12 protein-coding genes are annotated in these 14,510 nt (G+C 45.5%); 2 read left to right on the top strand and 10 right to left on the bottom strand.

What is annotated here, in order from left to right; genetic code table 11:
- Positions 1–14: 14 nt before the first annotated feature.
- From R7H07_RS04670 to cobT, 5 genes are all read right to left on the bottom strand, one after another.
- Entirely contained in the window at positions 15–1,811 is a 1,797-nt protein-coding gene (locus R7H07_RS04670) for a M3 family oligoendopeptidase (protein WP_054729866.1), read from the bottom strand.
- A gap of 128 nt (positions 1,812–1,939) precedes the next feature.
- Positions 1,940–2,554, bottom strand: coding sequence for an alpha-ribazole phosphatase (cobC, locus tag R7H07_RS04665; protein WP_005389801.1), 615 nt, complete (start codon positions 2,552–2,554; stop codon positions 1,940–1,942).
- An 11-nt stretch (positions 2,555–2,565) separates the two neighbouring features.
- Complete coding sequence (gene cobU, locus R7H07_RS04660) at positions 2,566–3,099, bottom strand: bifunctional adenosylcobinamide kinase/adenosylcobinamide-phosphate guanylyltransferase (protein ID WP_065274411.1); 534 nt, start codon at positions 3,097–3,099, stop codon at positions 2,566–2,568.
- Entirely contained in the window at positions 3,096–3,902 is an 807-nt protein-coding gene (locus R7H07_RS04655) for an adenosylcobinamide-GDP ribazoletransferase (protein ID WP_065274410.1), read from the bottom strand. Before R7H07_RS04655 ends, cobU begins: the two co-directional genes overlap by 4 nt.
- Complete coding sequence (gene cobT / locus R7H07_RS04650; protein ID WP_085569560.1) at positions 3,902–4,945, bottom strand: nicotinate-nucleotide--dimethylbenzimidazole phosphoribosyltransferase; 1,044 nt, start codon at positions 4,943–4,945, stop codon at positions 3,902–3,904. The genes R7H07_RS04655 and cobT overlap by 1 nt, the downstream gene beginning before the upstream one ends.
- A 249-nt stretch (positions 4,946–5,194) precedes the next feature.
- Here cobT and R7H07_RS04645 point away from each other — a divergent pair, with 249 nt between their 5' ends.
- A complete protein-coding gene (locus tag R7H07_RS04645) occupies positions 5,195–5,884 on the top strand; it encodes an NAD(P)H-binding protein (protein WP_065274408.1) in 690 nt (229 codons plus the stop codon).
- A gap of 200 nt (positions 5,885–6,084) precedes the next feature.
- Entirely contained in the window at positions 6,085–7,458 is a 1,374-nt protein-coding gene (locus tag R7H07_RS04640; protein WP_005377885.1) for an L-cystine transporter, read from the top strand.
- A 395-nt stretch (positions 7,459–7,853) separates the two neighbouring features.
- Here R7H07_RS04640 and R7H07_RS04635 read toward each other — a convergent pair whose 3' ends face one another.
- The 5 genes from R7H07_RS04635 to R7H07_RS04615 are packed head-to-tail and all read right to left on the bottom strand — an operon-like array spanning position 7,854 to position 14,501.
- Positions 7,854–8,114: a hypothetical protein gene (locus tag R7H07_RS04635; protein WP_206959163.1), complete on the bottom strand. Its 261-nt coding sequence runs from the start codon at positions 8,112–8,114 to the stop codon at positions 7,854–7,856.
- A gap of 27 nt (positions 8,115–8,141) precedes the next feature.
- Positions 8,142–10,859 carry a hypothetical protein gene (locus tag R7H07_RS04630; protein ID WP_206959161.1) on the bottom strand — a complete coding sequence of 906 codons (2,718 nt, stop codon included), beginning with the start codon at positions 10,857–10,859 and terminating at the stop codon, positions 8,142–8,144.
- A gap of 54 nt (positions 10,860–10,913) precedes the next feature.
- Positions 10,914–13,673 carry a host specificity factor TipJ family phage tail protein gene (locus R7H07_RS04625; RefSeq protein ID WP_206959159.1) on the bottom strand — a complete coding sequence of 920 codons (2,760 nt, stop codon included), beginning with the start codon at positions 13,671–13,673 and terminating at the stop codon, positions 10,914–10,916.
- Entirely contained in the window at positions 13,630–14,052 is a 423-nt protein-coding gene (locus R7H07_RS04620; protein WP_239945437.1) for a hypothetical protein, read from the bottom strand. Before R7H07_RS04620 ends, R7H07_RS04625 begins: the two co-directional genes overlap by 44 nt.
- Positions 14,049–14,501 (bottom strand): DUF1833 family protein, encoded by a 453-nt coding sequence (locus tag R7H07_RS04615; RefSeq protein ID WP_229652147.1) that lies wholly within the window; start codon positions 14,499–14,501, stop codon positions 14,049–14,051. Before R7H07_RS04615 ends, R7H07_RS04620 begins: the two co-directional genes overlap by 4 nt.
- Positions 14,502–14,510: the final 9 nt, after the last annotated feature.

Raw genomic sequence — 14,510 nt, 5'->3', positions numbered from 1 at the left:
ACACTGCGAAAAACTTAGCCGCGCTGTGCGAGCAAACGCTCAAACTCATCGACTTTTTCACGCACTAGCTCAACACTCTGCTGCCAAAACGTTGGCTGGGTTAAATCCATCGACAGGTGCTTTTCGACGACATCTTCCGCCATCATGCAGCCTGTATCGCGCAGCAAATTGATGTAATCGGTGTAAAACGCTTCGCCTTTGTTTTCTCGCTGTGCATAGATACCCTTGCTAAACAAGAAACCAAATAGGTATGGGTAGTTATAAAAGCTCACGCTATCAATAGAAAAGTGCAGCTTGCTTGCCCAGAAGTACGGATCCGGTTCGCTCATTACGTCGCCATACCATTCTTTCCAAGTTTCTGACATCAACTCACAGAATTCATCTGCGGTTAACTCTCCATCCTGGCGGCGTTCATAGAACGATTTTTCAAACTCGTAGCGAACCGGAATGTTGATCATTAAAGCTAGCGCAGATGACAACTCTTCCCACAACATCTCGAGCTTTTCATCAACGCTCTCCGCTTTCGAAATCAAATGATCACGAACGATGTTTTCTGCAAAGATAGAGGCGGTTTCTGCTAACGTCATTGGGTAGTAAGTTTGGCAAAGTGGCAAATCACGAATAACCCAGTTATGGAACGCATGGCCAAGTTCATGTGCCAGAGTCATAAGGTCTGACCGACTGCCACTCCAAGTCATAAACACAAGTGGTGTTCGCGTTGCTGGCAGTTTGGTGCAGTATGCGCCAAGACGCTTGTTAGCATTTGGCGCGGCATCAATCCAACCATTTTGTACCATCAAACGGACAAACTCCGACATCTCAGGGTTTACTGTTTCAAATGCTTCACAAATAACATCAATCGCTTCATCAAAGTCGTAAACCTTCGCTTCACCGCTCAAAGCAGGCATAGCCGCCAGATGATTCCAAGGTTTCATCTCATCCAGACCATGTACTTGCGCCATCAATAAACCCGCTTTCTGACCAATAGCTCGACTGTCTTTGGCTACGGTCATCATCGCATTTAAAGTTTCAGCTTGGATTCGGCTACCATGCAAACTCGGCTCTAGGAAGTGAACTTCACGCTTCGTAGAACGCTTTTTGTTTTCAGTTAAGCGCCATCCTGCTAACGCATTCAAAATCGCAGCGAATGATTCTTGGTGCGTTTGCATTGCATCTTGTACGCCTCGCCACGCGGCTTCTTGACGCTCGAATTCAGAACCATAAAGAATGCTTGCCGCTTGAGAAAACCCAAGCTCTTCACTATTACCATCTGTGTACTCAAGCTTCACTTTCAATGAGCCAGTCAGGTTATCGTATAGGTTACCCCAAGCCGATTTGCCATCCACACTCATCGCAGCCAGTAACTGTTCTTCTGCGTTGCTAAGACGAGTATCCGCCAACTTTCTAGAATTCAAGATAGAAAAAGCTTGCCCACTGATATCAGGATTCTCATGGTCTAACACGCGCAAGATAAACTCTTCGTCGGCATGCGTTAGTGTCAAATCAAAGGGACTGAACGCTTGGGAAAGCTCCGAAAAGATGCGGGTCATTTTACCAAGTAACGATTTCGCTTCGGCGTTTGTTGCATCAACAGAAGCATAACAACTCGCAAAATTTGCAACTGTACCCGCTAAACGACTCGCGGCTTCATTGGTCAAAATCGCATTTTGCATGATCTCTACGTTGCCACAATCTGCTGATTGTTTATTCAAAAGATCAATACATTGTTCCACAAGAGCAATATCGTCTTGAATTCGTGGGTCAGAAAGGTCGTTATAAACGATGGACAAATCCCAACTCGGCGTTGTCATTTCTATATTTCCTTTTTATGTAACTGAGTCAATTTTCGCTTCCTGCACCTAGCAGATGGGCTTCTACTGACATCTTCCGTGACTATGCCCGTAAGCAATATCGTTCTGGGCATTTTAATATTTATAAATTAACGAGTTAAAAGAGGTACGCCAATCGAACGCACCGAGGCGTAAATTTGCTCATCTATGGTAACTGTTACATGCGTGACAGAAGCGTTTCCTATCGACAACGTCGAATACCACTTTGGGTTACGCCAATCTAACTCCAATACATGAGCAAGAATCATACGAATGACGCCACCATGCGTGACGATAAGTAGATTGTCATTGATATCGTTGATGATTTGAGACCAAACGCGACATATGCGCTCAGAAAATGTGCTTAAGCTCTCAGCATTCGGCAACGTATGTTGTGCTGGCGATTGCCAAAAAGCATCTAGCTTTTTCCACTGCTCAGTGAGCATATCAAAAGGCATACCATCAAAATCACCAAATGCCATCTCTTGTAAAGACTCATCCGTCATTACTGGTAATAATTGCTGTTCAGCAATGATGTTTGCCAGTTCTTGACAGCGTGAAAGCGGAGAAGAAATTATTCCACCCACACCTCGTCCACTCTCGGCCCAAGCCCGAGCAATACTCTCTTGATCAGCAGGCGTAACTTTTACATCTGTTTGGCCATGGAGTCCTGGTGGAGCGTCTACTTTTCCATGACGCACAAGATAGATATTGAGTGTTTTCATTTTGTTCCATCCTACTCTTTAAGAACCAACGGCAAACCAGCAGCAACAAAGGTAACGCGATGGCAAACACTGGCTAGTTTTTGATTCATCCGTCCTGCATTATCCACAAAATAACGACTAACCGCCCCCAAAGGTACAATGCCCATTCCAACCTCGTTAGAGACGAATATTAACGTCGCATCTGAGCCACGTACCACCTGTATAAGCTTTTCAATTTCTGCTTCTAGCTTCTCATTGGAACATTCATCACCTAACTCAAATATCCAATTGTTGAGCCACAAGGTTAAACAGTCGATCAATACAACATCGGTGATAGCGAAATTTGTCAGTAACTCAGATAAATGAAGGGGGCATTCATGCTCTTGCCACTCGCCCCCGCGTTGCTTTTGATGATGCGCTATTCGCTCTCGCATTTCTTGGTCAAATGGCAGCGCGGTTGCAACATAGTGTAATGATCGATGAGAAGCGACCGATAATTGCTTAGCTGTTTTTTCTGCCAAATGCGACTTCCCAGAGCGCGCGCCACCGAGTATCAATTGCTTCATGAGGAGTGATACAACCCAATCATAGTGAGATAAATAAGCAGTTCCGACAACTGTTGCGCTGCGCCAAGGCAATCCCCCGTAAAGCCGCCAATTCTCTTGGTTAACCAACGTTTGAACATCAAACGAAATACCACGAGAACAAGCGATATCAAGATCGCATCCGCGATACCAAGCACAAGCAATGTTACGCCACCAGTAAACAACAAAATGGAGACTTCTAGAGAAGACTGGCGACTTGCTAGCGGTTTACTTTTCGACGTATCACTGTCACTGACATAAGGCATGTCATAAATAAGCGTCGCTGCTAGTGCTCGGCTTGCGGTGTAAGCGACGACAATGACCAACCAAAAGTGCGGCAAGTTAGCCAGTTCACTCCAAAAAACATACTTAGCCAATAACGCCATAATGAGAGTGGCGGCACCATAAGTGCCAATACGACTGTCTTTCATAATAGAGAGGCGTCGCTCTACGGTCATGCCACCGCCAATGCCATCCGCCATATCGGTCAAGCCGTCTTCGTGAAAAGCCCCAGTTAACAATAAGCTAAACACCATCGTTAATACTATGGCAACCGACTCTGGGAAAAAAATTGAGGTGAGCGAGAATACCAAAGCGCAAAGTGCTCCAAGCACGAGACCAACTAACGCGAAGTAACGGCCTGCCTGATTCATGCGTTCTTCACTGTAAGGCAACGCTTGGCGCACGGGTAAGCGGCTAAAAAAACTGGTAGCTAATAGAAATAACTCCCACTGGTATCTTAACGATGACGGCGTGACTTTCTCAGAATTATCAGGGACTGACACTATACTGTAACTCCTGCACTCTCGAAGCTCGCCATTTTGTTGTAAAACTGAGCGGCAGCTTTTAACAGAGGCAAGGCAAGAGCGGCTCCTGTTCCCTCCCCTAGCCGTAAACCAAGGTCGAGCAGAGGTTCTGCTTTAAGATGTTCCAATACAAATTTATGTCCATTTTCTTCAGAGCGATGGGCAAACAACATGTATTCACGCGTTTCTTCGTCTAACAACGTCGCAATATAAGCCGCTACCGATACGATAAACCCATCCACTAAAACTGGAGTTTTAAGCCGCTTGGCTTCTAAAAAAGCGCCCACCATTTGTACGATTTCAAAGCCCCCAACCTGTGCGAGAATCGCTTTGGTATCAAGACCTCGACATCGGTTTACCCCCTGTGCTACCAGTTTATATTTGCGGCTCAACTGCTGTTGATTGATTCCGGTGCCAACGCCAACACAATAATCAATATCTAATGAGCTCAGCGCCGATAACAGTGCTGAGGCCGAACTGGTATTACCGATGCCCATCTCGCCGAACATTAAGAGGTTTGAACCATGCAAAATGGTATGCTCAGCAATCTTCGCACCATATTCTAAACCTAACGCCACTTGTTCTGGGGACATCGCAGATTGTTTAGAAAAATTAGCCGTACCGTTACCCAACCGTTGTTCAACCAAGTTGGGATGGGATTTAAATTCTGGAACCAGCACATCAATAGGAGCCAACATGCCGCAATCTATTACTTTGAGTTGAATGCCATTAATGTCGCAAAAACAGTTGATGGCTGCGCCGCCAGCGAGAAAGTTAGCCACCATTTGCTGAGTGACTTCGCTTGGCGCAATGCTCACACCCTCCTCTGCAACGCCGTGATCTCCAGCAAATACCAGCATGCTCGGTTTGCAGATAGCGATGGAATCAACTGGCTGAGGTTTATCCTGACTTTGAATAAGAGCTAACTGCAGTGCCACCTTTTCCAATAAGCCTAAAGAACCGACGGGTTTGGTTTTGTTATCTATGCGTGCTTGTATCTCCGCAGCAAAAGAGTCATCCATTTTTTACGTTCCTTTGATGTTGTCTGGGTGAGAGGTGTTCTGTTGTTCAAGAGGTCTTGTTCAGCGACAGTTTTTGCGCGCCCCACTATTGTATACACTTGCATCCAATTGGGGCAGCGCTAATCAAGTTTATCTCAGGATAGTCTGCCGAGTTCGCAGAGCGTCTCACCTTTCTTGCACGATATTATAAGTAACTCGTTGAAATCCGCTACAATAGCTTAGACTATGTTCCCATATAGGAGAAAAGATATGGATAACAACACCTGCGCAATCATCGCCGGTGCAACTGGCTTAATAGGCTCAAAAGTCATTGCAAACCTCATAAATCAATCAGGTGTTGGAACATTATATTATCTTTCTCGCCGCCCACTCGATGGCGTCCTAGATGTGGACAACAAGCTTATTCCTCTCATTGATGCAGACCTTTCTATCCACCAATGGGATGAGAACCAACCAACACCAACCATCGGCTTTATCTGTTTAGGCACGACCCTTAAGCAAGCGGGCAGTAAGGATAATTTGCGTAGAGTAGATGTTGATCTGGTGTGCAAAGTCGCCCAACAAATGAAAACAATCGGAGTCAAACGCCTTGCGGTTGTTTCTAGCCTCGGTGCAAATAGTAAATCGCCATCCCATTACTTAGCTTGTAAAGGACAAATGGAACAACGAATCGAAGCTATGGATTTTGAGGAAATCGTATTTGTTCGCCCAGGCCCGCTTGTTGGTCAACGTCAAAACCCAAGAATGGACGAGAAGTTAGTACAAACTCTGTTTAAGGTAATTCGCCCACTTATGCTTGGCAAACTGTCCAACTTTTTACCTATTCGAGCAGAAGATGTCGCCAAAGCGATGGTTTATCAACTTTTCAGTTATCAAGAAGACTCGGTGGTTTACTTACAAAGGAAAGAAATGCGTGACTTACTGCATCACTACGAATAACCATTTTGTACAATTAACGTGCTAATTCACACTCTCACGCGACTTAGATCTCGTTTTTATATTCATTTTAGATCTAGCTAATACCCGTTTGTCATTTTTAAAGTTATATCACGAGCGTTATCTTACGCTCCATAAATAAATCCGTATAAAACCCCGTATAAAAAACAACCGCCACTTCGGCTGGTTGATAAGGTCAAATTATGAATTTTGCAGTGATAGCCTCTCTAGCCGTCTTTGTTGGAATATTGTTCTTTCTATTTAATCAACAACAAAAGAAACACACTCTTTCACGTCTCGTTTTGATCGGTCTTGTTACCGGTTCCCTTTTTGGTCTTGCTTTGCAACTCATTCACGGTGAAGGCAACAGCGCAATTGCTCAAACACTTGAATGGGTAGGCATTGTAGGCAGTGGCTACGTTGGTCTACTGAAAATGGTCATCATGCCACTAGTATTGGTATCGATGATCTCTGCAGTTGTTAAGTTGGAGAAAGGTGGATCTTTAGGTAAAATTTCTGGCCTGACCATCTCTGTTCTTCTAGTAACGACTGCAATTGCTGCACTTATCGGTATTTTGGTGACAACGACATTTGGCCTGTCAGCAGAAGGGTTAACTGAAGGTGCGCGTGAAACCGCTCGTATCGCCGTTTTAGAAAGCCGTGCCGGTACAGTAAGTGACTTAACTATTCCTCAAATGCTAGTTAGCTTCATTCCAACCAACCCATTTGCTGATCTAACAGGTGCTCGCTCGACATCAATTATCGCTGTTGTGATTTTCGGCGTGTTAACTGGTATCGCCGCTCGTAAAGTGATGATGGAAAAAGCAGAGTTGGAATCACCGATTCGTACTTTCGTAGAAGCTGCTCAATCTATCGTTATGCGACTAGTGAAGATGATCATGGCCCTAACGCCATACGGCATCGCAGCACTGATGGCAAAAGTGGTAGCGACATCAAGCGCAGGCGACATCCTAAACCTACTTGGCTTTATTGTGGCGTCTTATGTTGCTATCGCACTGATGTTTGTTGTTCATGGCGTATTAGTCTCTTTTGTCGGCGTTAGCCCTGCGGAATACTTTAAGAAAATCTGGCCTGTACTGACCTTCGCGTTTACATCTCGTAGCTCAGCAGCAACAATTCCACTAAACGTAGAAGCGCAAATCACGAAGCTTAACGTACCACCAGCGATTGCAAACCTATCAGCATCGTTTGGTGCCACTATCGGCCAAAACGGCTGTGCGGGTATCTATCCTGCAATGCTTGCAGTGATGGTAGCTCCGACAATGGGCATCAACCCACTTGATCTACACTTTATCCTGTCATTGATTGCGATTATCACCATCAGCTCATTTGGTATTGCAGGTGTCGGCGGCGGTGCGACGTTTGCAGCCTTGATTGTTCTTCCTGCAATGGGCTTACCTGTGACCATCGCGGCACTGCTTATCTCTATTGAACCACTGATTGACATGGCACGTACCGCACTAAACGTTTCAGGCTCAATGACTGCGGGTACAATTGCTAGCCGAGTGCTGAAGTCACCAGAAAGTGAAGCAACATTGGAAGAAACACGAGCATAGAACTCAAATTCCTTCCAAAGCGATAAAACATAAAATATCAAGCCGATGGTTCGCCATCGGCTTTTTTCATTTTCAAAAATTCAACTTGCATCTTTCGTTGCTAGTCAAGGCGTTGAATGGTCTAATACTGTCATCGGTTTTGTAAACGGTAAGCAGAATGCACCAAGATAATCAGCCCACTTTTTTCTTCTTTGATTATGAGTGACATCATGTAAGTTACTGAATATAAACAATATAAATTGCACACATCTAATTTTGAGACACAACTTAGACACAAAAAAGCCGAACAAACAGACATAAAAAAGGGCCACCGCGCAATGCAGTGGCCCTTCTTGATTCATATTATTACTAGGTCATGGCTTTGGGTCCATGGACACATAGCAGCGCATACAGCCCTAAATATAGGGTCGGTAGTTGTGGTAAAACTTTCGTGCCTGATCGACTTCCCATTCAAACGCCTTTCGGCAATGGGCCTCTTGCTTGAATAGCTTCAAGAACAGCCAATCAATCAGCTTGATGGGCGAGCGCTTACCTTGTCGCACACGGATGTAACTCCAACCGCTAATAGTGAGATCAGACTGACCAGTAAGCAAGTGCAGCACAAACATGTTCAGCGCCAACAGGACGCGCATAAACAGCGACCAAATTCGCTTCATATCATTTCCTCTATTAAATCAGGGGGATTAAGAAAAAACCCATCCAGCTGGTTGCCATGTTGCTATCTTTGCACTTTTGGGAGAAATACTTGCACCAACAACAACATTAGGTAAAGAGCTGTCGATAAGCAGGTCTCCACCACTGTCTACATGAAAGCAGGCCTGCTGGCCTGGGAATGTTCCATCAGGAATTGACGTAGGACTAGAACCATTGATAGATGTAATTAATTTTAAATATAAATTCTCATCATTACTTGGATGAAAAACAATTGGGTCGCTTTCATTAATTGATGAATATTTATATCCAGAAGATCTGCTCATGTCTTCAGTATCAACTAAAGTTAAAACAACCTCTCCATTAATACCATTTACTTGTCTATCCTTGTTAAAACCATTGGTGATTATTTTATCTACGGATATTTTAGAAGTATTTTCAACATCAGAAGAGAAGAAAAGCTCACCAGAAGCTTTATTTATTGGGACTTCAAGCTCCTCTGTTACTTCAAAGTGGCTATCACCAACTAACTGAAATACACCAAACAGCCCCATGTCAGTATTTTCCAAAGATATTTTGGCTGATTCGACTAAAAAGTATGAATCAACTGATTGCATTAAAACAGCTTTAGATTCAGCGCTTTCACACCATAGTGTAGCGTCCCCCCTAAGAATGACATTAGCACTTGAAAACGGTAAAGGAGTCGTGAGCAATAACCTAAAACCAAAATCCCCGCCGTTAACGATCATTTTTGAACGTCCTCCACCTTGAGATATCGCTGATAATGGAATATCTGCTCCCTTGCCTGAACACTTGTTAAGAGTCGCACTAACAAAATTATTAGAAGTTACATTTAACGCCCTAAAACCTATATACGTATCTTCATAATGACAATGGTCCCATTCAACATCTTTACATCGCGATAAAAATGATGCGCGGCATCCTACGGCTAAACATACAGAAAACCTTATACCATCACCTTGACTATGGGTATCCCACGCTGTAGACGTACAGTTCTCAGCCACTCCATTGTGAATAAATGACTTAAATGACTCACCGTAATCAAAAATCTCATTAGAAACGCCAGACTTCCCTGTAGTGTAAACGTGCCGACAAGAACGGCCACGAGGATGCAAAGCAACCAAAAAGGCATTACCGACATCGACCAAACCATACCCGTACATATTATTAGCAACATCGTCTTTCAAATTTTCCACTTCATATTCTATGATAGGATTATAATTTGAGGTTAAAATAACTCCGGCACCACCATTATTCTTTAGCTTGCACTTTACTTTAGGCTTTTTAAATCCAATCAATTGAAATAGATGTTTAGACGGCAAGCTTGCATCTATACCATTAAAGTTTAATGAAATATCTGCGGTTATGTCTCTCAACTTTGCAATTCTTGGTGACGTAATATATTTGTTTTTCAAAATTATATTCAAATAAACAAAGTCCCCATCAACCGAATAAATTGATGCCCATTCTCCATTTCTCGTATAATCTGAAGCGAGGACGCTTGGGATTAAATCTTCACTTACAACTTTAACAATGTCATCAACTTTAAAATTATGGCCTGGAACGGTTAGTCTGCTTAAAACTGAAACCCCATGAGTGGGAACCACCACATCAGTTACCGTTTCAATATTCAATACGCTTTTTGTGTTTTCAAAACCACCAACACCAACAAAAGCCGGAAAATTCTTATTGAATGGTATGATTTCGCCATCACCTTTTATTCTTAAATTAATTCCAGAAACTTCTATATTCGCGTAGATTTTTCCATAGTCAATACTTAGAAAAACACCCATCCTATCGCATTCTAATAAAGCGTTATAAAGTGCAATACTTTGATCTTCTTCAGAGTTTGGTGATAGACCAAAGTACTCATAAGCATTTAATTCAGATATATTTTCTTTTCTTGGCTTAAAGTTCGGGTCGCCAATAGGACTAACCCCCATAACCTCAAAAGATTCTGAGTAAAACTTTTGGGGATACTTTCCTTTAACAAGATATACATAGTCTCGATATGGCTCTGCAACTCCCCCTGGAATCCACTTTCGTCCAGAAATTTCACCAACGTAAAACTCCGTCCATGCTCTGCTCGCACCATATAGACGCTCTGCCTGATAAATGTCTCCTTTGTCCGAGGTTATTTGTAAGCTACCATCAGAATCGACCAAAAAATCCGAAACAACAAAAGAATTAGAGCCATCATTAAGCTCCCACACGTTACCTAACGATAATAACTTAGGGTACTGATTTCTAGTGTTAGGCGTTAACGTCATCCCTAAAACTAAGTCTAGTGGCTTTGTCCCAAATACATCACTTAGTACAGATGACTTATCCGCTGTAAACGGTATCCAATTATCATTAGGCCCACCAACATCCATCACCGCTGGAACTGCTTTAGGTAAATAGGTATGCCCATCGTCCCATCGACGCTGTTGGTTAATGTTGGTTTCGCTAACACCTGATTCCCAAGGTTTGACGCCCAGCGCTTTAGTGCTTAACTCATTGCGCTCGTTCTGCCAGTCTTGGCGCAAGTTCGCACTGTCGTTCTCCCATATCGTTTTAAGTTCAGTTGCTTTTTCGTCCCACTCTCGGCTAATTTTCGGGAACGACTTTCTGGTACCGACGGGCGTAACGACATCAGCATCTTTATGCGCAATTTCATCCACCGACTTTGCCGCAGTTTCCATGGTATTCGTAGCAGCTAGAGTGCGTTGTTCAATATTCTGGGTCATGAATAAACCTCATAAAAAATCCCAGCGCGATGGCTGGGCATTGAGTGCTTGAGTTTATGCGTAGGCATCCACGCGAGGGTCGTCTTCGATAGCGGCGCAGCCGACCTCGAACTCCCCTTTTTGTTTGACTTGCTGCAGGATGCATTTCTTGTACATGGTGTCGGCTTGGCCAAACATGTATTCGCTTGGCTTTTTGCCCTTTTCACCCACGGCGATGATCTTTTCGGTTGGCTCATCGACCAGAATGACAATATCTGGCGCCTCAGTCGGCTCGACTCGGTACGGGCCATGCGTTCCTTTGTTGCCTCGGTTAAACAGCAAATAATGCTGCTTGCCTGGTTCCCATTCCAACAGTCCCGAAAGCTGCAGGTATTGATTACCATCGGCAGCGTTTAGCGTTTCGATCACCTGACCTGATGCACCCCAACTCACCGCATCGTGCGCCACCGGAATCACATCACCATAGTTCGACTCCCATCCATCCATGTCGGTGGTGAAGTCGATGTTAGTGCGGCGGTAGGCTTGAACAGCAGCATGGAATAGCCCTTCCCTTTTGGCCTGCTCTTCGTTGGTGACAAAGTTCAGCTTAAGTGGGTTCGGGTTGTACCCGTTCTGCCCTGGTAAGGTACACAGCAAGGTTTCAGATTTTCGAGACTGAGGATTGAACCACTCGACTTCGACGCCGTCGTAGTCATCTTCCTTCACCATGTCGATGTCGACAGAAAAGCTGTCTGGGGTCATATTCACGGGTGAGTATGGTTTGCACAGCGTTTCTCTTGGCTCATCGCGCCACATGCTGACAGTGCCAAGCTCGATGCGAGGGTAAGCGCGTCCCGTTTCGAGTAGCCTACGTAGCGCTTCCCAAAACGTGGTCGGTTGGTCAAATAAGCCATCACACTTATCACCTCGCGATTCCCATTTATCTCGGTAAGCCAGCAAGGTATCTAGGTCAATGGCATCGTCTTCTAGCCCTGCCCCGTACACATCATTGCGGCAAGCATCAATGACCGCATCCGCAATGGAGCGAGTTGGCTCTTCTACATACCTGCCGTCGTCTTGGCGAACAGGCAGGATGCGCGTCGAATCATTCCAGTATTGGCTATTGGCCTGCTGACTGAGCGAGTTGGTGGCTTTGATTTTCAGCGTGATGATGGACTCTTTTTCATTCGTATAGGTTTTCTGAATGACGGACTTCAGCCCCATCCACTGCACTTCATCAAACACTTTAGTCGCTTTGGTGACGGTGCTCAGACGACGACAGCCCACTTCCCAACGCCCTGGTGTTAATCCCATCGCCTCTTTCAACCAAACGGTGATGCGCTGCGGCGTGTTATCGCCTTTTGTTAGGGTTAACTTATGGGTTTGATAAGCCTGATTCGTGCCCTCTGGCCGCACACGCACTTGCCATTCACATGTTCGAGCGTTGATGTCACCATTCTTGTTCATGGTGCCAAGACCGCGAGGGAAGATAAAATCCAGTCCCACATCAAGCGCGGTCGCATTGCTAGGCACACAAAGAAAGTCACCGACCCATTCAGCTTCTCTGTCCCGTTCTAACACCGAAATTTCTGCGCTAGGCGTATCTAAGGTAATAAAGCCATTCCAACCAGCTACTTCTTCCAGAGTGATGGAATCCACCAAGGCTAGAGTGCCGTTACTGTCTTTGCACACGTAGGTACCATCATTGCCCACCGCCTCATAAATCCGAACATAGACGTTGGTCATAGGATGGAATCGCGTAACTTCAGTGTCACCATCCGGCTTTACCCGAATGCGATTTCCTGCAAGCAAAGCGGTGACAATGAATGTCCCAGAGTTCACCCCTGCGCCCGTGAAGATTATCCGATCATTCACCGCTAACGAACCCCAACCTAATGGGTTTTCAATTTCGTCTGGCAGCTCTTCAGGGTCGATAACGTCGCCATCATCGCCCATATCATGAAAATGGATGTTGCCCTCAAAGTAGAGACTTTCCTGAGTAGTAGAAGTGATAACCACATGCTGGCCTGCATCCCACGGCCACTTATCGCGGCGCAATGTCGACGTGTAATCACCATTGCCTGTATGAATGCTGTAGTTAGACCACAGTTCAACCACCTTGCCACGAAAACGCGCTTCGTTGCTGCTGGTCTCCGCGACCCAATCCGAGGTCACGCCATCGAGTTTTAAGCCGCCTTGGCCATCGGATGAACCGACCTCTTTGGAAGTCCAGACGATGTGATGGAAATGATCCACCACTTCACCAGGCTTATATTCTCGGATTTCAATGTCGGGGTTATCTGGTTTGATTTCCGTCTCACCAATAACGTGGCGATGGTAAAGAAACTTGCCGATGCCCTGAGAAAAGGTCTGGTAGTAATACTGCTCGTTGTTTTCGTACTCCCACCAATCTGGGGCAATGATGTCAGGGTAATGCGGCATGCGCCCATAACGAACTGGAACGGGGTTGCCAAGTTTTGGCTTATTGCCTTGGCCGTTGTAGTTGTACACCGAGCTGGCCTGCTTGGTGTTCTGGTTGCCGCTCATGTCCGGCATGTTCATGTACATGTAGACAGCAGAGGCCGCTGACAGGGCTAACGCAGCATAGACAAGCCAATCCACACCAAAGCCGATTTTAGGGCGAATACTTACCACATCTCGCTCGCCGATGATCACATTGAAATCATCGAGCCGGTTAAAATTTAAAGTGGCATTGAAGGTTTGGTTCGGGAAGTGTTTTTCTAGCCAATCCGACAAGCGAGTGCCAGCACCGACGGTGTGGACCTTGCGTTTATCCTTTCGAATCGGATGTTGAAACTCGACAATGTGTGGCATGACGATAAAACTCCACGGTATCAAATCGGCGGCGGAACTGGTTTAATGGTTCAATCTTGACGGTGCAGCCAAGGGTATGGATGACATAACCTGGCATTTGCTCGGCGCTGAATACACCGCAATGCCATTTGCCTTTCCCAGAGGCGGCGACCATACACAGGTGCTCTGGCTTTGGAATGGGTTCGATTAACTGCCCTTGATAGCCATCAATCAGCTCATGGGCGTAGTCTGGTGTGACAAACTGGTCCATATGCTTGGGCAAATTTTCAAGGTGCAAGAAACGCTGCCATGCCTCACGAACAAGCAGGACGCAGCCGTCCACCGGAAAGTGACCATCTGGCAGCGATTTAAAGTAAGCAATCATGGAAGGTTTACTCATATGTACATCAATCCTGGGTGCGTAACGTTGTTGTAAATCGGGCGCATGAAGCGGCGGTTAGTCAAATCTTTCCATGAGTTCGTGAGGGTCACGGTCATGGCAGTGATTTTGGCCGAGGACATGGTGAGCCGTATTCGCTTGTTGCGCGGCTTACTCAAGTCGTCAGTGTCGTATTCGCGGTAAATGCTCACGACTGGAATCACGGGTTCGTGTCGCTTGGCGGTTTCAATCGCCTTAGAGAGCGTAAGGTCGGTATTGGGCGCAGCCACGGTGAGAGCCTCTTGCCCTTTGGTTGCCTTGTCGGGCAACTGAAAAGCAAACTGACCTGCTGTGAACCACACCCACTCGCCTGACTCAATTCCGGCATGTAGGTCAATTCCGTCCTTCACATAACGCAAAACCCCTCCTGGTAAGGAGGGGTGCTGATATTCAATCGTTGCTATGATCACGTTTGCCTC

Origin of the sequence: Vibrio sp. Vb1127 (genome assembly GCF_033338735.1) — a bacterium.
Taxonomy (GTDB): Bacteria; Pseudomonadota; Gammaproteobacteria; order Enterobacterales; family Vibrionaceae; genus Vibrio; species Vibrio alginolyticus.
This window is presented reverse-complemented; position numbering and strand designations above follow the sequence as displayed.

Bases quoted from the DNA above. Each gene is read 5' to 3' on its own strand.
- R7H07_RS04670 (WP_054729866.1), bottom strand. From the start codon at position 1,811: ATGACAACGCCGAGTTGGGATTTGTCCATCGTTTATAACGACCTTTCT.
- cobC (WP_005389801.1), bottom strand. From the start codon at position 2,554: ATGAAAACACTCAATATCTATCTTGTGCGTCATGGAAAAGTAGACGCT.
- cobU (WP_065274411.1), bottom strand. From the start codon at position 3,099: ATGAAGCAATTGATACTCGGTGGCGCGCGCTCTGGGAAGTCGCATTTG.
- cobT (WP_085569560.1), bottom strand. From the start codon at position 4,945: ATGGATGACTCTTTTGCTGCGGAGATACAAGCACGCATAGATAACAAA.
- R7H07_RS04645 (WP_065274408.1), top strand. From the start codon at position 5,195: ATGGATAACAACACCTGCGCAATCATCGCCGGTGCAACTGGCTTAATA.
- R7H07_RS04640 (WP_005377885.1), top strand. From the start codon at position 6,085: ATGAATTTTGCAGTGATAGCCTCTCTAGCCGTCTTTGTTGGAATATTG.
- R7H07_RS04635 (WP_206959163.1), bottom strand. From the start codon at position 8,114: ATGAAGCGAATTTGGTCGCTGTTTATGCGCGTCCTGTTGGCGCTGAAC.
- R7H07_RS04630 (WP_206959161.1), bottom strand. From the start codon at position 10,859: ATGACCCAGAATATTGAACAACGCACTCTAGCTGCTACGAATACCATG.
- R7H07_RS04625 (WP_206959159.1), bottom strand. From the start codon at position 13,673: ATGCCACACATTGTCGAGTTTCAACATCCGATTCGAAAGGATAAACGC.
- R7H07_RS04620 (WP_239945437.1), bottom strand. From the start codon at position 14,052: ATGAGTAAACCTTCCATGATTGCTTACTTTAAATCGCTGCCAGATGGT.